This window comes from Streptomyces sp. NPDC032472 (assembly GCF_040636955.1).
Classification (GTDB): Bacteria; Actinomycetota; Actinomycetes; order Streptomycetales; family Streptomycetaceae; genus Streptomyces.
The window spans coordinates 16,528-35,771 of the sequence record NZ_JBEZVK010000024.1; the positions used below are offsets into that span (position 1 = coordinate 16,528).

Below are 19,244 nucleotides of genomic sequence, written 5' to 3' on the forward strand. Positions count from 1 at the left end.
GGCGCCGGGGACGGCCCGGCCGGCGGGGAGCCCCGCCCGTCGGGGCTGCGCCGGATCACGGGGCGGCTGCGCGGCTGGGGCGGGGTCAGCGCGATGGCCGCCGCCTGCGCGGTGACGGCGGCGGCGGTCCTGCTGCCGCTGGCCCAGGCGGCCCCGGAGGCGGGGCACCCGGCCGTGGTCCGCGAGCCCGGGGCCATGGCGGCCGCCCCGCAGACGCCGTGGACCCTCACCGACACCTGCCAGGACCCGGAGGCGAGCCTGCGCCCCTCCGCGGTGGACGGGCCGACGATCGAGCGGATCCGCAAGGCGGGCAAGCTCGTCGCGGGCGTGGACCAGAACAGCTTCAAGTGGGGCTACCGCAACCCGGTCGACGGCCGCCTGGACGGATTCGACATCGCCCTGGTCAAGGCCATCGCCAAGGACATCCTGGGCGACGAGAACGCGGTCATCTACCGCGCCATCCCCACCAGCCAGCGCGTCCCCGCCCTCCAGGACGGCCGGGTCGACGTGGTCGTGCGCACCATGACGATCAACTGCAAGCGCCTGGAGGACGTCGCGTTCTCCACGGCGTACTTCGAGGCCGGGCAGCAGGTCCTCGCCCCCAAGGGCTCCCCCATCACCGGGTACGACCCCTCGCTGAAGGGCCGCCGGATCTGCACCGCGGCGGGCTCCACGGCCGAGACGGCCCTGAAGGCCCAGTCGTACGGGGCGGTGCCGGTCAGCGTCCCCAACCAGCTGGACTGCCTGGTCCGGCTCCAGCTGGGCGAGGTGGACGGCATCATCACCGACAACGCGCTGGCGGCCGGGCAGGCCGCGCAGGACCCGTCGGTGCGCCTCGTCGGCTCCCCGTTCACCAGGGAGTTCTACGGGGTCGCCATGAACAAGGAGGCCACCGACCTGGTGCGGCGCGTCAACAAGGTGCTGGAGAACTACCGGGCCGGCGGCGACGCCAGCCCCTGGATGCAGGCGTACGTCACCCACCTCAAGCCCGTGCTGCCCGGCGTGGCCGGGCCGCCCGCGCCCAAGTACCGGGACTGAGGCCGGGTGGCGCGGGTACGGCCGGTGTGCGGGGGAGAATCGGGGGCCGGTGTCGGGGAACCCGATCCGGAGGACGGGACAGCGGAGGCGGGGCCGGTGGAGGCACGGTCGTTCGAGGCGCAGTCGTATCAGGCGCAGTCGTTCGGGGATCGGTCGTTTCGGGATCGGTCGTCCGAGGCGCAGTCGGCAGTGATGGACCGGGACGACGTCGACCGCGCGCTGGCCCGGCTCGGCGCAGAGCACGAGGCCGTCGAGACCTCGCTGCTCGCCCTCCAGGACCACGCCGGCCGCCGGCTGCTGGAGGGCGCCGGGCTGACCGGCGTCACCGCGGAGCGGTGGAGCGCCGCCGACGCCGCCATCACCCGGCTGTGGACGTACTTCGAGGCCTACAGCGGGGCGCTGGAGGCCGCCCGGGAGATCCGTGAGCGCCGTCGCCGGCCCTCCCGCGAGGACCTGGCCGAGCTGACCGAGCGGCTGCGCGGGCCCGGCGTGGTGATCGCCGGGGCCGCGGCGGAGGGCGGGGCGCTCGCCGAGCGGCTCTCCCTCGCCGAGCTGGTGGCCCGGATGAACGAGCTGTACGCGCGCTCGCTGGACGTGGTGGTGGCCGCCGACTCGGTGTGGTCGGCGCTGCCCGCCCGCATCGACCTGCTCGCCGCCGAGCTGCGCCGCACCCGCTCCCTCGCGCACTCGGTGGGCGTCCGCCCCGGCGAGCACCCCTCCGGCGACGACCTGGAGGCCATCACCGCAGAGCTGGCGGAGCTGCGGGCGCAGGTGATCGCGGACCCGCTGGCGTTCTGGCAGCCGGTGTCGGGCAGTTCGGCGCCCGGCGGGGGCCGTCCGGACACCGCCCGCTACGACCGGGCCGCGCTCGCGCTGGAGGACGTACGCCGCGAGGTCGAGGCGGTGCTCGCCGTACGACAGGACGCCGAGCAGCGGCTGATCGCCCTGCGGGACGTGCTCTCGCGGGCCGACCGCACGCTGGCGGAGGCGCGGGCGGCGCGCACCGAGGTGCTGGCGAAGATCGCCGCGTCCGAGGTGCCCGCGGTCAGCGGCCCGCCGACCGCGCTGCAGGAGCAGCTGGCCCTGGCCGCCGACCACCGGCGCAACGCCCGGTGGCACCGGCTGTCGCCGCTGCTGGAGGCGCTGGAGGTGCGGGCCGACGAGGAACTGCGCCGGGCCCGCGAATCGTTGACCGCGGTGACGGCGCCGCTGGCGGTCCGCGCCGAGCTGCGGGGCCGGCTGGACGCGTACCGGGCGAAGGTGGTCCGGCACGGGCTGGCGGAGGACCTCCTGCTCGTCGAGCGGTACGACGCGGCCCGCCGGATGCTGTGGAGCGCCCCGTGCGATCTGCGGGCCGCCGAGCAGGCGGTGCTGCGCTACCAGCAGGCGGCCGCCGAGGCACTGGCACCGCAGCAGGACCGGCCCGCGGGGCCGGGGAAGGAGGACGCATGAGCCTGGTCGGAACCGCGTGCGTTCGCCCCGGCTGCCCGGGGTCGTACGAGGACATGGGCGGCGGCGAGGTGTACTGCGACACCTGCGGCCTGGCTCCGGTCGGGGCGGTCTCCGCGGGGGCGGAGGAGCTGGTGTCGCCGCCGACGGGCATGACGAGCCCGGCGCGGTACCCGGACCCGCGGGATCCGCGCGGCTCACAGGGCTCGCAGGGTTCGCGGGGCTCCGGGACGTCTTCGGCGGCCTCGGCGTCCGGGCGCTCCTCCCGGTCCTCCCGCTCCTCACGGTCGTCGTCCTCGCGCCGCTCGGTGTCGGGCCGGCTGTCGGGCGTGGCCTCCACCCGCTCGGTGTCGGTGCGCAGTTCGGGTTCGGCGGCCGGCGGCTCCGGCCGCAGCCGGCTGGGGGCCGGGCTGGTCAACGTACCGGAGGTGCCGCGGCCTGATCCGTCGGCCGCGGTGCTGGAGAACCCGGAGGTGCCCGAGCGCAAGCGGTTCTGCTCGCGCTCGGACTGCGGGGCCCCGGTGGGGCGGGCGCGCGGGGACCGGCCGGGCCGGACGGAGGGGTTCTGCACCAAGTGCGGGCACCCCTACTCCTTCGTGCCCAAGCTGCGGCCCGGCGAGATCGTGCACGGCCAGTACGAGGTCGCGGGCTGCCTGGCGCACGGCGGCCTCGGCTGGGTGTACCTGGCGGTGGACCGGGCCGTCTCCGACCGGTGGGTGGTCCTCAAGGGCCTTCTCGACACCGGCGACCAGGACGCGATGGCCGCGGCGATCTCCGAACGGCGCTTCCTCGCGGAGATCGAGCACTCCAACATCGTGCGGATCTACAACTTCGTGGAGCACCTGGACCAGCGGACCGGTTCGCTGGACGGGTACATCGTCATGGAGTACGTCGGCGGCAAGTCGCTGAAGGAGATCGCCAACGAGCGGCGGCGCCCGGACGGCCGCCGCGACCCGCTGCCGGTGGAGCAGGCCTGCGCGTACGGGATCGAGGCGCTGGAGGCGCTCGCCCACCTGCACAGCAGACACCTGCTGTACTGCGACTTCAAGGTCGACAACGCGATCCAGCAGCAGGACCAGCTGAAGCTGATCGACATGGGCGCGGTGCGCCGGATGGACGACGAGGAGTCGGCCATCTACGGCACGGTCGGCTACCAGGCGCCGGAGGTGGCCGAGCTCGGCCCGTCGGTCGCCTCCGACCTGTACACGGTGGCGCGGACCCTGGCCGTGCTCACCTTCGACTTCCAGGGCTACACCACGGTGTTCGCGGATTCGCTGCCGGATCCGGAGCACATCGAGGTGTTCCGGCGGTACGAGTCCTTCTACCGGCTGCTGGTCCGGGCGACCGACCCCGACCCCGGGCGGCGGTTCTCCTCCGCGCAGGAGATGGCCGACCAGCTGACGGGCGTGCTGCGGGAGGTCGTGGCCCTGCAGACCGGCCGGCCGCGGCCGCAGATCTCCACGCTCTTCGGGCCGGAGGTGCGGGTTCCCGACACCCGGCTGTTCGCGGACACGGGCGGTGCGGAGGTGTCCCGGCTGGGGCCGCGGGCGGTTCCGGGATCCGGGATGGCGGGGCTGCTGCCGGGCCGGCTCGGCCGGCTCGGCGCGCTCGGCCGGGCCGGCGGCGCCGGGGCTGCGGGTGCCGCCGGTGCCGCGGGCCCGGCGGCCGCCGCGGTGGGGTCCCCGGCTCCTGCCGGGGCGCTCCCGGCGGGGGCGGGCCGTGCCGCGGCACGGCTGGAGGCCCCGGTGACGCACCGGGCCGGCGGCCCGGCGGCGGGATCCGCGGCTGCGGCCCGGGCGGCCGTACCGGCGCAGCGCCCGGCCGGCGAAGCGGTGGCCGCGGGGGCGGCGGCGGCTCCGGCCGACCGGTTCACCCGGTTGGCCGCGCTCGACACCCGGGACATGGCGCTGGCCCTGCCGGTACCGCTGGTCGACGCGGGCGACCCCAACGCCGGGTTCCTCGCCGGCCTGCTCGCCTCCGCGCCCGCCGATCTGCTGGGCGCGCTCGGCACCGCCCCCGCCGACTCGGTCGAACTGCGGCTGCGCGAGCTGCGCGCCCGGCTCGAACTGGGCGAACTCGCCGCGGCCGGGGAGGTCCTGACGGACCTGGAGGCGCGGCATCCGGACGACTGGCGGGTGGTGTGGGCCCGCGGGATCGCCTCGCTGGCCACCGGGGACGACGGGATCGCGGCGCTGTCCTTCGACGCGATCTACGACGCCTTCCCGGGCGAGCCCGCGCCGAAGCTGGCCCTCGCGCTGTGCGCGGAGGTGCTGGGGCAGTTGGACAACGCCGCCGAGTACTACCGGCTCGTGTGGACCACCGATCCCGGCTTCGTGAGCGCGGCGTTCGGCCTGGCGCGGGTCCAACTCGCCGTCGGCGACCGGGACGGAGCGGTGCGCACGCTGGAGTCGGTGCCGGAGGCATCCATCCACTACACCGCCGCACGGGTGGCGGCCGTACGGGCACGTCTGCGCGACCGCTCTCCCGAGGAGGCCCTGCTGCCCGATCTGGCGGCGGCTGCCGCGCAGGTGGAGGCGCTGGAGCGGTTCGGGCTGGACGCGGTGCGGCACGAGCGGCTGTCGACCGAGGTTCTGGGCTCGGCCCTGGACTGGGTACTGTCGGGTAGCCGGGGCAGTGACCCCGGCCGGACCACGCTGCTCGGCTGTCAACTGGACGAGCGGGGCCTGCGCTTCGGGTTGGAGCGCTCGTACCGCGTACTCGCGCGGCTGGCGCAGCGCGGCGAGGACAGGATCGAACTGGTGGAGCGGGCAAACCGTTTCCGCCCCCGGACGTGGGTGTGAGTGATGTCGATGCATCGGCCGTCTGGCTGCCCCGGCTGCGCGGAGCCCCTTGAGGAAGGTGACCGTTTCTGCGGCGTCTGCGGCTCCCCCGTCCGCGCCTTCCCCCCGCCCCTCCCGGACGACGACCCCACCCTCCCGATCCCCACGGCGGCCCCCCGTACGGCCGCCGCGGCACCACCCGCCTTCCCGACCGCGGCCACGGGCCGGGCAACCGGCCGCTCCGGCGGCCCGGCCGGCGCCACCGCGGCCGGAGGTGTGCCGGCTCCGAGCGGCCTTGCGGCGGCGGTCGACGAGTATCCGCTGGCGGAGCCCGCTCCCGCCCGGGCGGCGGGCGATGCCCAGCCCGCGGCCGGCGGCTGGTCCGCCCCGGCGCAGGCGGCCCCGCAGGCCGGGTACGGCAGCGGCGAGACACGGCACGACCGGCCCGCCGGCTCCGCCCCGAGCGCGGCCGACGCCCCGTACGGCGGCACGGTCCCGGCCCCGGGCCACGAGGCCCCGTACGGCACCGGCAACACCGGCACCGGCACCCCGCAGGGGACCGGCAGCGCGCAGGGGGCCGGCGGGAAGACCTGCGTCGCCTGCCGGGCGGGGCGGGTCGACACCGACGGCTACTGCGAGCACTGCGGGCACGCCCAGCCCCGCGAGCGGGACCACCTGGAGGAGGAGCTCTGCAGTGTCGCCGCCGTGAGCGACCGCGGGCTGCGCCACCACCGCAACGAGGACTCCTTCGCCGTGGCGGCCACCGCCCTGGCCGACGGCTCCACGGCGACGGTGGCGATCGTCTGCGACGGCGTCTCCTCCGCCAGCCGCCCCGACGAGGCTTCGGCCGCCGCCGCGGCCGCCGCCAACGAGGCCCTGCTGGAGGCCCTGCCCCGCGGCACCCACCCCCAGGAGGCCATGCACGAGGCCATCCTGGCCGCCGGGGCCGCCGTCACCGCCCTGGCCCCGGAGGTCCCCGGCGCCCAGAACGCCCCGGCCTGCACCCTGGTCGGCGCCGTCGTCAGCGGCGGCCTGCTGACCGTCGGCTGGGTCGGCGACAGCCGCGCGTACTGGATCCCGGACGACCGCGAGGCCCTCCCGCGCCGCCTGACCGAGGACGACTCCTGGGCGGCCCAGATGGTCGCCGCGGGCCTGATGGGCGAGGCCGAGGCCTACGCCGACGTCCGCGCGCACGCCATCACCGGCTGGCTCGGGGCCGACGCGTACGACCTGGAGCCGCACACCGCCACGTTCAAGCCGGACCACGCAGGCGTGGTGCTCGTCTGCACCGACGGCCTGTGGAACTACGCCGAGTCCGCGCAGGAGATGGCCCAGGTGCTGCCCGCGGACGCCGCCGCCCGGCCCCTGCACAGTGCGCAGGTCCTGGTGGGCCATGCCCTCGACGGCGGCGGGCACGACAACGTGACGGTGGCCGTGGTGCCGTTCGCGGCGCCGCCCGGCGGGGAACCGGACCTGACGCGGCCGGGAGTAGAAGCGGAACCGCAGAAGGACGCGGAGACGGAAACGGAAGCAGCAGCACGCCCTCGGCCCTGACCGGCCCCTGCACTGCCCGGCACTGCACAGCCCTGTCCTGCCTGCCTGCCCCTACTTCGCCCTAGGAGCCGCACCGATGGCGAACTTCGCCAAGCCGAGCGCCCCCCGCTTCACCGTGGAGGTGTACCAGAACGAGTTCCTCCCCGAGGGCGGGAGCGAGGTCCACGCCATCGTCACGGTCACCGCCACCGGCGGCGCCACCGCCACCCGTGCGGCCCCTGCCCGCGGTTCGGCAGCCGTCGTGATCATGGTCGACTGCTCCGGCTCCATGGACCACCCGCCGGACAAGATGCGCGGCGCACGCGAGGCCACCGCCGCCGCCATCGACACCCTGCGCGACGGCACGTCGTTCGCCGTCGTCGCCGGGACGCACGTGGCCCGGGAGGTCTACCCCGGACAGGGCCGCCTCGCCGTCGCCGACCCGGCCACCCGCGCGCAGGCGAAGCAGGCCCTGCAGGGCATCAGCGCGGGCGGCGGCACCGCCATCGGCACCTGGCTGCGCCTCGCCGACGGCCTGCTGCGCCAGTCCCCCGCCGCCATCCGGCACGGCATCCTGCTCACCGACGGCCGCAACGAGCACGAGGACCCGGCCGTCCTGCGCGCCACCCTCGACGCCTGCGCGGGCCGCTTCACCTGCGACGCCCGCGGCGTGGGCACGGACTGGGAGGTCAAGGAGGTCACCGGCATCGCGGACGCCCTCCTCGGCTCCGCCGACATCGTGGCCGATCCGGCGCACCTGACCGAGGACTTCACGCGCATGATGGAGAACGTCATGGGCAAGGAGGTCGCGGACGTCGCCCTGCGCCTGTGGACCCCGGTCGGCGCGGAGGTCCGGTACGTCAAGCAGGTCGCCCCCTCCGTCCTGGACCTCAGCGACCGCCGCACCGAGGCCGGCCCGCGCGCCGGCGACTACCCGACGGGCTCCTGGGGCGACGAGTCCCGCGAGTACCACGTGTGCGTACGGGTGCCTGCGGCAGCAGTGGGGCAGGAGATGCTGGCCGCCCGGGTCACGCTCCTCCTGCCGGGCCATGCCGGTGAACCCCCGACGACCCTCGGCCAGGGGCTGGTCCGGGCGGTGTGGACGGCCGACCTGGCGGCGTCAACCTCCATCAACCCGCAGGTCGCGCACTACACCGGACAGGCGGAGCTCGCGCAGGCTATCCAACAGGGCCTGGAAGCGCGCAAACTGGGCGATGTCGACGGCGCCACGGCCAAGCTGGGCCGTGCCGTGCAGCTGGCGAGTGCCTCCGGGAACGCGGACACGGCCAAACTGCTGGCGAAGGTGGTGGATGTCGTCGACGCGGCGGCGGGTACTGTGCGGCTGAAAGCCAGGGTCGCGGACGCCGACGAGATGACCCTTGAAACGCGTTCGACCCAGACCGTCCGAGTGAAGAAGACCTGAGCAGACCTGCCGCGACGGCGAAGCAGGCCGAAGGGGGAAGACCCGCCATGCCGACCTGCCCGAACGGGCACCAGTCCGCCTCCGACGACTGGTGCGAGGTCTGCGGCCACCGCATGGCTGCCGCGGCCGCACCCGCCGCGGCCGTGCCCGCCGCGAGCTCCTACGGCTACGGCTACCCTCCCACCACCGGTGAGCCGACGGCCCAGGCCGAGCTCTGCCCGCAGTGCCGGACCCCGCGCGAGGCCATGGCCCCGTTCTGCGAGGAGTGCCGGTACAACTTCCTGACGCGCTCGGCGACCTCGTACGCCCCGCTCGGCCAGGAGGCGCCCGCCGCCTCCTCGAACGGCCACGGGACCGGGGCCGGAACCGGGGCCGGGGCGGCGGGCACCGTGCCGCCGCCGCCCCCGCCGCCGCCCGTTGCAACATCGGCGCCCTTCTCCCAGGACCACTTCGACTACCAGGGCTCGCGCCCCTCGCGGGTCAACCGCCCGGCCGAGCCGCTGCAGAGCGAGGACGACTGGTTGCTGCCGCCGCCGGCACAGGAGCAGCCGCAGCAGTACCAGCAGGCGCCCGCGGCCCAGGAGTACACGCCACAGCACGAGTACCGGCAGCCCCAGCCGCAGCCGGAGTCCCAGGCACAGCCGCAGCCGCAGCCGCAGCCGCAGCCGCACCAGGCCTTCCCCTCCCGGAACGGCTCCTGGACGGCGACGATCGGCCCCGACCGCTCGTACTTCATGGCGATGATGCAGCGCAGCGGCCCCGAGGCGGCCGGGCTCAACCTGCCCGCGTACTCCCCCGAGCAGCACCTCCCGCTCTCCGGCGCGGCGATCACCATCGGCCGCCGCCGCGCCTCGACGGGCGAGTCCCCGGACATCGACCTGTCGGTGCCGCCGGAGGACCCGGGCGTGTCCCACCAGCACGCCGTACTCGTCCAGCAGCCCGACCTCAGCTGGGCGGTCGTCGACCAGAACTCCACCAACGGCACCACCATCAACGGCGGCGAGGAGCCCATCCAGCCCTACGTGCCGATCCCGCTCGCCGACGGCGACCGCGTCCACGTGGGCGCCTGGACCACGATCACCATCCGCCGCGGCTGATCCCGGCCCCCCGCCGCCGGGGTCACCCGGTGCCCCGCTCGTCCGCCGGGGGTCACCCGGTGCCCCGCTCGTCCGCCTCCCCCAGCGGCCACACGTAAGGCCCCTGGGGGTCGTCGAGCCACGACCACTGCCCCTCGGCGCTGACCGTCACGCCGAACCGCTCCCGGCCCGGCCGCCCCTCGCCGCGCCACAGGTCCAAGGCCTCGCGCGGGTGCAATGCCCCCGCGGTCAGCACCAGCATGAACTGGAACCGCTCGTTCTCCACCAGCTCGTACGGGATCCCGTACTCCTGCCCGGGCAGGCCCACGGGCGATCCCGCAGCCCCGCGCAGCGGGACGAAGTACGCCGCGGTGTGCAGGAAGCGGCCCTCCGCGAACCCGGCATCGCGGACCCGGAGCGCGAGCAGACCGGTCGCCAGCGGCGCCAGGATCCGCGCCCCCGGCCGGCACTGGCCGAGCCAGGCGAGCGGGATGCGCGGCAGGGTGCAGGTCACCAGGATCCGGTCGAAGGGGGCGCGGGCGGGGCAGCCGCGCGCGCCGTCGCCGGTGACCACGGCGGGCCGGTAGCCGAGCCGGGCCAGGTGCGCTCGGGCGGACTCGGTGATCTCCTCGTCGAGGTCGACGGTGGTGACGTGCTCGTCGCCGAGCCGGTGGCAGAGCAACGCCGCGTTGTAGCCGGTGCCGGCGCCGATCTCCAGTACGTCGTTCCCCTCGCGCACGTCCAGCGCCGTGAGCATCTTGGCCATCAGGGACGGCTGGCTGCTGGAGGAGACCAGCTCGCCGTCGCGCAGCCGGGTCGCCAACGGGGCGTCGGCGTAGACCCCGCGCAGCCAGCGGGCGCGGCGGGCCGGGTCCGGGTCCTCGGCCCACAGCCGCTCGTAGCCGGCTCCGCGACCGGTGAAGAACCACGGGACGAACTCGTGCCGGGGCACCGCCGCGAACGCCGCCCGCCAGGCCGGGTCCTCCAGCACCCCGGCGGCGGTCAGCTCGCGCACCTGGGCGGCGTGCGCGGTCTCCCGCAGATCGCGCCGCTCGGCGTGCTCCGTGCGATGTGCGCCCATGGCTCCACTGTCCTGCGCCCGGCCGCCCGAGGCGAACGGTGGTCCTAAGACCTCCGTCCTCCGTCCGGGTGTCTGAGACGATGGTCGGGTGAATGAGATTCCGCGGGGCACGCTTCAGGAGCAGACCTTTTACGAGCAGGTCGGCGGCGAGGAGACCTTCCGCCGCCTGGTGCGGCGTTTCTACGAGGGGGTGGCGCAGGACCCGCTGCTGCGCCCGATGTACCCGGAGGAGGACCTCGGCCCGGCCGAGGAGCGGTTCGCGCTCTTCCTGATGCAGTACTGGGGCGGCCCGAACACCTACAGCGAGAACCGCGGGCACCCGCGCCTGCGGATGCGGCACGCCCCGTTCCAGGTGGACGCGGCGGCACACGACGCGTGGCTGGGCCACATGCGGGTCGCGGTGGACGAGCTGGGCCTGGCGCCGGAGCACGAGGCCCAGCTGTGGCGGTACCTGACGTACGCGGCCGCCTCGATGATCAACACCGCGGGCTGATCCGGCCGCCCGGCGCCCCGTGGTACGCGCCGCTGCCGTGCACGGGACCCTGCAAGCGGCCGTACAAGAGCCCCCGTGCGAGGGCCCCTGCCGGGCCCGTACGGGGCACGGGCAGGCGCCCCGCGGTACACCGCTCCTCCTGACGGGAACCTCTCCGCCGCACCACCCCCGACGGAGATTGGAGTCCCCATGTCCCAGAGCACGGCCGACGCCGTGGATCCGACCACCGACGCGGACGAGGAGGCACTGGACCGCGCCCTCGCCTCGGGCCGGTCGGCCGCCGAATCCGGCCATTCGGAGAGTACGAGCTCCTCACAACCAGGCCGCGGGCCGGCACTCCTGTCCCGAGCCGACGGCAGCCCGGCCCCCCGCAGGCACCCGCACGGAGAGTAGGAGCAGGTCATGGCGCTGAAGTTCCAGAACAACTACCACCGCGAGATCTGGACGATGGTGGAGCGGTACCAGCCCAGCTGCTCCGACGGCAGCAACTGGGTGAAGGAGGGCTGGTGGCGGATCGGCCCCGGGGAAAGTGCCACGGTCTTCGGCGGTGACCCGTCCGCGGTCAACGCGACCTGGTACTGCTACGCGTACGCCGGCGACGGCGTCGAGTGGCGCGACCGGTTCCGCGAGACGGTCCCGCACCAGGCCTTCGAGTGGTGTGCGAACACCTCGGACTCCAACTCGCGGGAGATCCTCATGAACGAGTTCGTGGTCAGCCGCCCGAACCACACCCACTCGTTCAACCCGTAGTCCGCCGCCCGTGGCCCGCAGCACCCGCTCCGCGGGCCGCGGTCCTACCGGACCGGCCGGACCTGGAGCGCGCCCAGGCCGCCGATGCCGCCGGGGCGGCGCAGGGCGACCGAGCCGTACGGGGTCCTCAGCCGCAGCCAGCCGCCGGAGGCGAGCAGCGCGACCGGCTGGGGCGCCCCGGAGCCACCCGCGGAAGCGGAATCGGTGGCCACCGCGGAAGCGGTACCCGAACCGGCGGTGACGGCACGGGCGCCGGCGGCGGCCGGCACCCCGGACCGCGCGGGCCGCAGGAAGCCGAGGGACTGCGCGGCGTGCACGGCGCGCAGCGGCAGCTCGGTGTCGCCCAGGGTCCGGGACCAGATCTCGCGGCCGATGCGGTCCCGCTCGGAGCGGGTCCGGTGCTGCGGGGGCAGGGCCTCGTCGCGGGCCCGGAACTCGGCGACGGCGCCGGCCAGGGCTGCCCGGACCGCCTCGGGGGCGGGCAGCCCCGCAACCTCCTGCCAGCCGCCGCGCGGCGGGAGCACCCCGGCCCAGGGCGGGCCGGTGACGGCGGCGGGCACGACGGCGCCGGCGGCGTCCTCGTCCACGGATTCCAGCAGCTCACCGGCGGACACGGTCGTGTCCAGCGGCATCGCGACCGGCTCCGCGAGCCGCACGGTGCGGATGGCCAGCACGTCGAACGACGGCGGCCGCCCGAAGACGGCGAGCGCGCCGCCGCCCGCCTGGAGGCGGACCGCGGCGGCGCGGTCGTAGTGCACCAGCCGGCCCAGGAAGGCGGCGAGGTCCGCCGCCTCCCCGGGATCGGCGAAGCGCAACGTGAGGCTCATGCCGCGAGGCGCCCTTCGGAACGCTTGGCACGGGCTCCGGCACCGGCCCGCTCGGGCGCGGGCGCGTCGAGGTACTCCTCGAGGAAGTGCCGCTCCTCGTCGGTGATGCGGCGGGGCCGCCCCTCGGCGAGGTTGTACGGCACGACGACGGTCTCGGCGCGCACGTACACCGTCTCCGGCCGGTCCTCGGTCGCCTCGTCCTTGACCTCGTAGCGGATGGTCAGGGACGCGGCGCCGATCCGGGTCACCCAGGACTCGATGAGCACGGGCTCGTGGCGGTGCACGAGGGGCAGCTTGTAGTCGATCTCGTGGCGGGCCACGACGGAGCCGCCCGTGAAGGACTCACTGCCCTCGCCCGGCGCGAGGCGGAACATGAAGTCGATGCGTGCCTCCTCCAGGTAGCGGAGGAAGACGACGTTGTTGACGTGCCCGAAGGCATCCATGTCCGCCCAGCGCATGGGGCATCGGTACTGGTGTCTTGCCATGGTGGCTGCCTGCCTCAGCCCCGGGTGAGCTTCTTGTAGGTGGCGCGGTGCGGACGGGTGGCGTCCGGGCCGAGCCGCTCGACCTTGTTCTTCTCGTAGGACTCGAAGTTGCCCTCGAACCAGAACCACTTCGACTCGCCCTCGTACGCCAGGATGTGCGTGGCGACCCGGTCGAGGAACCAGCGGTCGTGGGAGACGACCACGGCGCAGCCGGGGAAGTCCAGCAGCGCGTTCTCGAGGGAGGACAGGGTCTCGACGTCGAGGTCGTTGGTCGGCTCGTCGAGGAGCAGCAGGTTGCCGCCCTGCTTGAGGGTGAGCGCCAGGTTCAGGCGGTTGCGCTCACCGCCGGAGAGCACGCCGGCCGGCTTCTGCTGGTCCGGGCCCTTGAAGCCGAACGCGGAGACGTAGGCGCGGGACGGCATCTCGACCTGGCCGACGTTGATGTAGTCCAGCTCGTCCGAGACGACCGCCCAGAGGGTCTTCTTCGGGTCGATGTTGGCGCGGCCCTGGTCGACGTAGGAGATCTTGACGGTCTCGCCGACCTTGATGTCGCCGGTGTCCGGGGCCTCCAGGCCCTGGATCATCTTGAACAGCGTGGTCTTGCCGGCGCCGTTCGGGCCGATGATGCCGACGATGCCGTTGCGGGGCAGCGTGAAGGACAGGTCGTCGATGAGGACCTTGTCACCGAAGGCCTTGGAGAGGTTGTTGACCTCGACGACGATCGAGCCCAGGCGCGGGCCCGGCGGGATCTGGATCTCCTCGAAGTCCAGCTTCCGCATCTTCTCCGCCTCGGCGGCCATCTCCTCGTAGCGGGCGAGACGGGCCTTGGACTTGGCCTGGCGGCCCTTGGCGTTGGAGCGGACCCACTCCAGCTCTTCCTTGAGGCGCTTCTGGCGCTTCTCGTCCTTCTTGCCCTCGACCTTGAGGCGCTCGGCCTTCTTCTCCAGGTAGGTGGAGTAGTTGCCCTCGTAGGGGTGGGCGCGGCCGCGGTCGAGCTCGAGGATCCACTCGGCGACGTTGTCGAGGAAGTAGCGGTCGTGGGTGACGGCCACGACGGCGCCCTTGTACTGGGCCAGGTGCTGCTCCAGCCAGTTCACGGACTCGGCGTCGAGGTGGTTGGTGGGCTCGTCGAGGAGCAGCAGGTCGGGGGCCTCGAGCAGGAGCTTGCAGAGGGCGACGCGGCGCTTCTCACCACCGGAGAGGTTGACGACCGGCCAGTCGCCGGGGGGGCAGCCCAGGGCGTCCATGGCCTGCTCCAGCTGGGCGTCGAGGTCCCACGCGTTGGCGTGGTCCAGGTCGTCCTGGAGCTTGCCCATCTCCTCCATCAGCTCGTCGGTGTAGTTCGTCGCCATTTCCTCGGCGATCGCGTTGAACCGGTTGAGCTTGCCCTTGATCTCGGCGACGCCGTCCTCGACGTTCTCCAGGACGGTCTTGCTCTCGTCGAGCTTGGGCTCCTGCATGAGGATGCCGACGCTGTAGCCGGGCGACAGGAAGGCGTCACCGTTGGACGGCTGCTCGATGCCCGCCATGATCTTCAGGACGGTGGACTTACCGGCACCGTTCGGGCCGACGACACCGATCTTGGCTCCCGGCAGGAAGTTCAGGAAGACGTCGTCGAGGATCACCTTGTCACCGTGCGCCTTGCGCGTCTTGCGCATGGTGTAGATGTACTCAGCCAAGAGAAACCGTCCGGCAGATCGATGGTGGGCAGATACACCCCATCTTGCCTGACCGCCAGCCCCCGGTGCGAACCAGTAGGCCGGACAGCCCCTGACCTGCGGGTTCCCGGGTCACCTTGGTAGCCGACCTGTCACTGTTGGTCGCAACCGGTCATCCGCGAGCCCTCTCGCACGGCCCACAGACGGCCCACGATTCCAGCCCTGCTCCAGCGCCAGGGTTGGCCGATTTGGCTTCACCTGACGCCGCAGCCCGGTATGGTCGCCGCGATCCACCCCAGCCACACTCATCCGAAGCACCTTCGCCATGACGCTGGAAGAAAATGACAGAAGCCCAGACGGCAGCCGCAGATGCGCAAACGCCCCAGCCAGACGGCACCACCCCTGACACAACGGTGGCAACAACAAGCCCCCAGGCCGAGCAAGCGGTAACCACATCCCCCTGGGAGAGGGCCATCATCAGAGCAATGCTCTGGTTCTCCTTCTCAGTAATCCTTTCACTGCTCCCTCTTTTCGCTGCGTTCATCTTCAAGAGCACAAAAGGTGAGGTTGTGACATACGCAGAAGTAGCCGGAAAGGGCGAGCTTCTGATTATCACAACAGGGATGGCCGCAGCGGCAGCGGGGGACCTCTGGGCCAAAGGAGCGGCCAAACAGTGGCTTACAACAGCCCTGGCCTGCTTGAACACGGCGCTTGCCATCTTCACCACCCTCTGGTTCGGATACCTGACGGCACTAGCCGACGAGAAATCGAAAGTCGACCAGGAATTCATCGCGACGTGGTCGACAACCATGTTCGTAATTAGTTTCTTGGCCAGCGGGATGAGCATCATCCGGGCAGAGTTGAGGCAGTAGTGATTCTTGAAACATTGGCACTCACCCTGAGCGGAGTCACCGCAAGCATCGCCTTCGCTTCTGTACTCGTCACCCTAAGGCGAATGCGGGCCAGAAATAGCTCCGTCTCAATCTCCATCAAGGATGGATTGCGATCCGTCCATATCGACGCGACAGGCATGTCGGATGAAGAAATTCGCCGCCTCATTAGCTCACTTCAGCCAGACGATGAGGAATCCCCTGATGCTGACACAACTGCGAAATAGTCACATCTGTAACCGTTCAGGTGCCACGGCGCTGGTCGGCGTCACCGGCACGCTCGTCGTGGCCGTCCCGTCGCACCGGTCCCTGCTCGACGGGGCCGCGCCCCTGGCCGGGACCCAGTGCGGTGGCCGGTGAACCTTTCCGGTCACAGCACCAGGCGGGGCGTCGTCCCGTCACTCCACCCGGCGCGGGCCGTCCGGGCGGTACACGGTCAGGCCCTCGGGGAGGGTGTCGAGGACCAGGGAGGCGGGGCAGCGGGCGTACTCGCCGTCGTACGCGAAGGGGGTCCCGGGCGGGATGTCGGCGATCCGGAGCCTGCGCAGGCTGGTGGCCGTGTGCAGCGGGGAGCGCGACAGCGGGCCGGTGAAGGCGGCGGCGAGGAGGCGGGTGCCGGGCCGGCCGCCGCCGTGGACGAGTCGGACGTCCAGCAGGGCTTCGCCGAGGCTCTCGCGGCGGCGCGGCACCGGGCCGGCGCCGTGGTAGGTGCCGTTGCCCGCGAACAGCAGCCAGACGCTCCGCCGCCGCCCGGCCAGCCGCAGCGGCACCGGCCGCTCGGCCCGCAGCACCTTCCAGGCGGCGAACAGGGCGGCCGGACCGCTGCCGATCCGCGGGGCCCAGCGCAGCCGGTGGCGCAGCAGCTCGGGGAAGGCCCCGATGCTGAAGGTGTTCAGGAAGTACCCGTGCTCCGCCGGCCCGCCACCGGGCCCGGGGGTGAAGCGGCCCACGGCGACGCGGACGGCGCGGCCCTCGGCGACGGCGCGGCAGGTGTCCTCCGGGCCGGTCAGGCCGAGGTCGAGCGCGAAGTGGTTCATCGTGCCGCCGGGGAACACCGCGAGCGGCACCCCGGCGCGCAGCGCCGCTCCGGCGGCGGCGTTGATCGTGCCGTCGCCGCCCCACACCCCGAGCACCGCGGCCCGGGAGGCGGCGGCCGCGAGCGCCCCGCGCACCTCCGGGCCCTCGCACTCGACCACCTCGGCCGCGGGCAGGGCGTCCCGCAGCACGTCGATCCCCGCGGCGGCGGGGGTGCCCGAGGCGGCGTTGACGACCACGACGAGCCCCTCGCCGTCCGGCAGGGCGGGCGCGTCGACGGCGGCCGACTCCTTCCGGGGAACGGACCTGGCCTCCTCGGCGCGGGCCGCGACCCGGCGCACGGCGAAGCCGGCGGCCACTCCGAGCGCGGCCCCCGCGACCACGTCGGACGGGTAGTGCACGCCCGTGTACACCCGGGAGAACGCCACCGACACGGCGACCGGGGCCAGCGCCGCACCCCACAGCGGCGCGTGCAGCGCCAGCCCGGTGGTGAAGGCGAACGCGGACGCCGAGTGCCCGGAGGGGAAGGAGGTGGTCAGCGGCTGCGTGGCCAGCTGCCGCACCGCGGGCACCCCCTCCAGCAGGGGCCGCGGGCGGCGTACGGACCATTTGCCGATGGTGTTGATCGTCGCCGAGGCCAGCGCCAGCGAGGCGGATGCGCGCACCGCGGCCTTGCGGGCTCCGGCGGGGCCGAAGGCGGCGATGGCCACCGCGGCCGCGCCCCACAGCACCCCGTGGTTGGCGGCACGGCTGAGCCGCGGCAGCACCCGGTCGCCCCCGGGCCAGTGCCGCCGGGCCACCGCGTCGAACAGGGCCCGGTCCCATCGCGCGGCGGCGCCCCACCAAGTGAGTTCTTGATCAGCCATCTTTCGCGCTTACCCCGGGACGGGGATCCGAAATCGGGCCGACCGGGCGCTCCCCCCTCACCTCCCCTTTCGCCTTACGCGTCGTCCTCCTCCAGCGGCCGCTTGCGGACCAGGAGCACCACGAGCCCGCCCAGCACCACCAGGCCCACCGCCAGGGAGGCGATCACCGGTGTGGCCGCCGAGCTGCCACTGGTGGCGAGGCGTTCCTCGTCCGGGCTGGTCGAGGGCTCGGCCGCGGCGGAGGCCGTCGGCGCGACGGTCCCCCCGTCTGCCTTGCCCGCCGCGGCCACCAGCGGCTGCGGCCAGACCGCCGTCGCCCGGGCCGCGGCCGCGGACTCGCTGGAGCCGGCCACGATCTGGGCCCGGGCGGGCAGACCGCTGGTGAAGACCCGCCCGACCGGCACCTTCGTGGAGCCCTGGACGGTGATCGAGGCGGTCCCGTCCGGGGTGCCCGCGGGCACCTCGACGTAGAGCCGGCTGCCGTTGGCCGCCGCGGTGACCGGCCGGCCCTCGGCGTCGACGACCCGCACCCCCATGGCCACGCCGGCCGCGTCGGGGGTGACCGTCACGCTCTGCGCCCCGGTGCGCACGGTGACCGGGCCGATCCGGCTGCCCACCGGCCCGGACACGCTCGCCGGATCCAGGTGGAGCGAGGCCGGGGGCTCCGGCAGCCGCCCCGCGGACCGCTGGAGGTAGTCGGCGAGCTTCTCCGCCGCCGGGTCGGCGGCCTCGACCTGCGCCCCGTCCGCCAGCCGCCAGATCGCCACCTGGGTCCCCGCCGCCGCGCTCTCCGCGGTGAGCGCCCCGGCCCCGGCCGCCTTGGCGAGCCCGACCAGATCGTTCAGCTGGGGGTAGGAGTGCTCCAGGACCCAGCGGATCCGGCCCGCCTCGGCGTTCCCGGCGAGCGGGCTGCCGCTCCAGCCGCTCTCCGTGTACCGGGCCTGGGGCTGCGCATTGCCGGCCACCCCGACCCCGTAGGTCTGGAGCATTCCGCCGCCGTCGACCCGCATCTCGTACAGCCCGGCCGGGATCTGCCGGACCGACCCGTCGGGGGCGTGCAGGACGGCCTGCCCGAAGGTCTTGAGCCCGTCGAGGACGGCGCTCGCCCCCTCCGGTGTCCGCGCGGCGGGCGCCCCGGAGTCGGCGGCCGCCGTCGCTCCGGGCGCGGCGGCGAGGGCCGCGGCCAGCAGGGCCACCGCCAGCGGCCGCCGCGCGGAGCCCCGCCCCGCCGCGGCAGCGGCAGCGGCAGGTAGGACGGAACCGGCACCAGCAGAAGTGCGCGGAGCAGAAGCGGAATCAGAAGCGGAGGATGCGGGAACGCCAATCGACACAGTCTTCCCCTTCGGGCCAAAGACCCTGGTGCCCGTGAGTACCGGGGAATCCTAGCTGCCTCGAACACTCAGACCACCGCCGCCTTCTGAGTGACCATCAGTGCGGGTTCGGCCTTGACGACCCTGCGGAACGCGGCCGTCCCCCTGTTGAGGTCGTGGCCGATGGCCGTGGCGTCGATCTCCGCCGAGAACCAGCGGTTCCCGTCGGCGTCGGGCGGTTCGTCCCGCACCCTCAGCCGTCCGTGCACCACCAGCGGTTCGCCGACCGAAACGGAACCGGTCAGATTCACCGCGAGGGTGCGCCGGGCCCACACGGTGTAGAAGCTGGTGGCCCCATCCGTCCAAGCGTCCTTGCGTCGATCAAAATACCGTGGTGTGACGGCGAAACGGAACCGCGCCGACGGCCCGTTGACGGTCTCTTTGTAGTCAATCTGCGTGGCCACATGGCCGATCAGCGTCACCAGGGTGTCGTTCATCGCAGCCGCCTCCCCCACGTCCGTCACCGCACGGACGCGTCGCTCCCCGCACG

The 19,244-nt window shown here is 73.7% G+C and carries 18 protein-coding genes; 11 read left to right on the top strand and 7 right to left on the bottom strand.

Translation table 11 applies throughout. The features are described from left to right. The first annotated feature begins 93 nt into the window (after positions 1 to 93). The 6 genes from AB0F11_RS18225 to AB0F11_RS18250 all read left to right on the top strand — a co-directional run bounded on the left by AB0F11_RS18225 (position 94) and on the right by AB0F11_RS18250 (position 9,320). Entirely contained in the window at positions 94 to 1,038 is a 945-nt protein-coding gene (locus AB0F11_RS18225; RefSeq protein WP_362174548.1) for a glutamate ABC transporter substrate-binding protein, read from the top strand. A 192-nt stretch (positions 1,039 to 1,230) separates the two neighbouring features. Then, positions 1,231 to 2,490 carry a hypothetical protein gene (locus AB0F11_RS18230; protein ID WP_362174343.1) on the top strand — a complete coding sequence of 420 codons (1,260 nt, stop codon included), beginning with the start codon at positions 1,231 to 1,233 and terminating at the stop codon, positions 2,488 to 2,490. After that, positions 2,487 to 5,288: a tetratricopeptide repeat protein gene (locus tag AB0F11_RS18235; RefSeq protein ID WP_362174346.1), complete on the top strand. Its 2,802-nt coding sequence runs from the start codon at positions 2,487 to 2,489 to the stop codon at positions 5,286 to 5,288. Before AB0F11_RS18230 ends, AB0F11_RS18235 begins: the two co-directional genes overlap by 4 nt. 3 nt (positions 5,289 to 5,291) lie before the next feature. Beyond that, positions 5,292 to 6,821: a PP2C family protein-serine/threonine phosphatase gene (locus AB0F11_RS18240; protein ID WP_362174349.1), complete on the top strand. Its 1,530-nt coding sequence runs from the start codon at positions 5,292 to 5,294 to the stop codon at positions 6,819 to 6,821. Between the two features lie 76 nt (positions 6,822 to 6,897). Next, positions 6,898 to 8,223: a VWA domain-containing protein gene (locus AB0F11_RS18245; RefSeq protein WP_362174352.1), complete on the top strand. Its 1,326-nt coding sequence runs from the start codon at positions 6,898 to 6,900 to the stop codon at positions 8,221 to 8,223. Positions 8,224 to 8,270: 47 nt separating this feature from the next. Continuing rightward, positions 8,271 to 9,320 (top strand): FHA domain-containing protein, encoded by a 1,050-nt coding sequence (locus AB0F11_RS18250; RefSeq protein ID WP_362174355.1) that lies wholly within the window; start codon positions 8,271 to 8,273, stop codon positions 9,318 to 9,320. A 52-nt stretch (positions 9,321 to 9,372) separates the two neighbouring features. Here the strand turns inward: AB0F11_RS18250 and AB0F11_RS18255 are convergent, their stop codons facing one another. Next, positions 9,373 to 10,380 carry a methyltransferase domain-containing protein gene (locus AB0F11_RS18255; protein WP_362174358.1) on the bottom strand — a complete coding sequence of 336 codons (1,008 nt, stop codon included), beginning with the start codon at positions 10,378 to 10,380 and terminating at the stop codon, positions 9,373 to 9,375. A gap of 88 nt (positions 10,381 to 10,468) precedes the next feature. Here AB0F11_RS18255 and AB0F11_RS18260 point away from each other — a divergent pair, with 88 nt between their 5' ends. Further along, entirely contained in the window at positions 10,469 to 10,873 is a 405-nt protein-coding gene (locus AB0F11_RS18260; protein ID WP_361914927.1) for a globin, read from the top strand. A 402-nt stretch (positions 10,874 to 11,275) separates the two neighbouring features. Then, complete coding sequence (locus AB0F11_RS18265; RefSeq protein ID WP_362174361.1) at positions 11,276 to 11,623, top strand: DUF1036 domain-containing protein; 348 nt, start codon at positions 11,276 to 11,278, stop codon at positions 11,621 to 11,623. 44 nt (positions 11,624 to 11,667) lie between these two features. Here the strand turns inward: AB0F11_RS18265 and AB0F11_RS18270 are convergent, their stop codons facing one another. Genes AB0F11_RS18270 through ettA form a run of 3 tightly spaced genes read right to left on the bottom strand, consistent with a single transcriptional unit; the run spans position 11,668 to position 14,614 of the window. Then, the gene (locus tag AB0F11_RS18270; protein ID WP_362174364.1) at positions 11,668 to 12,450 is read right to left on the bottom strand and encodes a hypothetical protein; all 783 of its coding nucleotides are present in this window, start codon (positions 12,448 to 12,450) and stop codon (positions 11,668 to 11,670) included. Next, positions 12,447 to 12,935: a thioesterase family protein gene (locus tag AB0F11_RS18275; protein ID WP_361914915.1), complete on the bottom strand. Its 489-nt coding sequence runs from the start codon at positions 12,933 to 12,935 to the stop codon at positions 12,447 to 12,449. The genes AB0F11_RS18270 and AB0F11_RS18275 overlap by 4 nt, the downstream gene beginning before the upstream one ends. A gap of 14 nt (positions 12,936 to 12,949) precedes the next feature. Next, a complete protein-coding gene (gene ettA / locus AB0F11_RS18280) occupies positions 12,950 to 14,614 on the bottom strand; it encodes an energy-dependent translational throttle protein EttA (RefSeq protein ID WP_362174367.1) in 1,665 nt (554 codons plus the stop codon). Between the two features lie 320 nt (positions 14,615 to 14,934). Between ettA and AB0F11_RS18285 the strand changes: the two genes are divergently transcribed. Genes AB0F11_RS18285 through AB0F11_RS18295 form a run of 3 tightly spaced genes read left to right on the top strand, consistent with a single transcriptional unit; the run spans position 14,935 to position 15,843 of the window. Then, positions 14,935 to 15,465: a hypothetical protein gene (locus AB0F11_RS18285; protein ID WP_362174370.1), complete on the top strand. Its 531-nt coding sequence runs from the start codon at positions 14,935 to 14,937 to the stop codon at positions 15,463 to 15,465. Beyond that, positions 15,465 to 15,710, top strand: a complete 246-nt coding sequence (locus tag AB0F11_RS18290; protein ID WP_362174372.1) for a hypothetical protein — start codon at positions 15,465 to 15,467, stop codon at positions 15,708 to 15,710. Before AB0F11_RS18285 ends, AB0F11_RS18290 begins: the two co-directional genes overlap by 1 nt. Then, entirely contained in the window at positions 15,631 to 15,843 is a 213-nt protein-coding gene (locus AB0F11_RS18295) for a hypothetical protein (protein WP_362174558.1), read from the top strand. The genes AB0F11_RS18290 and AB0F11_RS18295 overlap by 80 nt, the downstream gene beginning before the upstream one ends. A gap of 38 nt (positions 15,844 to 15,881) precedes the next feature. Here AB0F11_RS18295 and AB0F11_RS18300 read toward each other — a convergent pair whose 3' ends face one another. From AB0F11_RS18300 to AB0F11_RS18310, 3 genes are all read right to left on the bottom strand, one after another. Then, complete coding sequence (locus AB0F11_RS18300; RefSeq protein ID WP_362174375.1) at positions 15,882 to 17,384, bottom strand: phosphatase PAP2 family protein; 1,503 nt, start codon at positions 17,382 to 17,384, stop codon at positions 15,882 to 15,884. A gap of 74 nt (positions 17,385 to 17,458) precedes the next feature. Continuing rightward, a complete protein-coding gene (locus AB0F11_RS18305; RefSeq protein ID WP_362174378.1) occupies positions 17,459 to 18,580 on the bottom strand; it encodes a thioester domain-containing protein in 1,122 nt (373 codons plus the stop codon). Between the two features lie 203 nt (positions 18,581 to 18,783). Next, the gene (locus tag AB0F11_RS18310) at positions 18,784 to 19,191 is read right to left on the bottom strand and encodes a single-stranded DNA-binding protein (protein WP_362174381.1); all 408 of its coding nucleotides are present in this window, start codon (positions 19,189 to 19,191) and stop codon (positions 18,784 to 18,786) included. Positions 19,192 to 19,244: the final 53 nt, after the last annotated feature.

Excerpts from the sequence above, each read along its gene's own strand:
- AB0F11_RS18235 (WP_362174346.1), top strand. The coding sequence starts at position 2,487 with ATGAGCCTGGTCGGAACCGCGTGCGTTCGCCCCGGCTGCCCGGGGTCG.
- AB0F11_RS18295 (WP_362174558.1), top strand. The coding sequence starts at position 15,631 with ATGAAGAAATTCGCCGCCTCATTAGCTCACTTCAGCCAGACGATGAGG.
- AB0F11_RS18225 (WP_362174548.1), top strand. The coding sequence starts at position 94 with ATGGCCGCCGCCTGCGCGGTGACGGCGGCGGCGGTCCTGCTGCCGCTG.
- AB0F11_RS18275 (WP_361914915.1), bottom strand. The coding sequence starts at position 12,935 with ATGGCAAGACACCAGTACCGATGCCCCATGCGCTGGGCGGACATGGAT.
- AB0F11_RS18285 (WP_362174370.1), top strand. The coding sequence starts at position 14,935 with ATGACAGAAGCCCAGACGGCAGCCGCAGATGCGCAAACGCCCCAGCCA.
- AB0F11_RS18245 (WP_362174352.1), top strand. The coding sequence starts at position 6,898 with ATGGCGAACTTCGCCAAGCCGAGCGCCCCCCGCTTCACCGTGGAGGTG.
- AB0F11_RS18300 (WP_362174375.1), bottom strand. The coding sequence starts at position 17,384 with ATGGCTGATCAAGAACTCACTTGGTGGGGCGCCGCCGCGCGATGGGAC.
- AB0F11_RS18255 (WP_362174358.1), bottom strand. The coding sequence starts at position 10,380 with ATGGGCGCACATCGCACGGAGCACGCCGAGCGGCGCGATCTGCGGGAG.
- AB0F11_RS18230 (WP_362174343.1), top strand. The coding sequence starts at position 1,231 with ATGGACCGGGACGACGTCGACCGCGCGCTGGCCCGGCTCGGCGCAGAG.
- AB0F11_RS18265 (WP_362174361.1), top strand. The coding sequence starts at position 11,276 with ATGGCGCTGAAGTTCCAGAACAACTACCACCGCGAGATCTGGACGATG.
- AB0F11_RS18250 (WP_362174355.1), top strand. The coding sequence starts at position 8,271 with ATGCCGACCTGCCCGAACGGGCACCAGTCCGCCTCCGACGACTGGTGC.
- AB0F11_RS18270 (WP_362174364.1), bottom strand. The coding sequence starts at position 12,450 with ATGAGCCTCACGTTGCGCTTCGCCGATCCCGGGGAGGCGGCGGACCTC.
- AB0F11_RS18240 (WP_362174349.1), top strand. The coding sequence starts at position 5,292 with ATGTCGATGCATCGGCCGTCTGGCTGCCCCGGCTGCGCGGAGCCCCTT.
- AB0F11_RS18310 (WP_362174381.1), bottom strand. The coding sequence starts at position 19,191 with ATGAACGACACCCTGGTGACGCTGATCGGCCATGTGGCCACGCAGATT.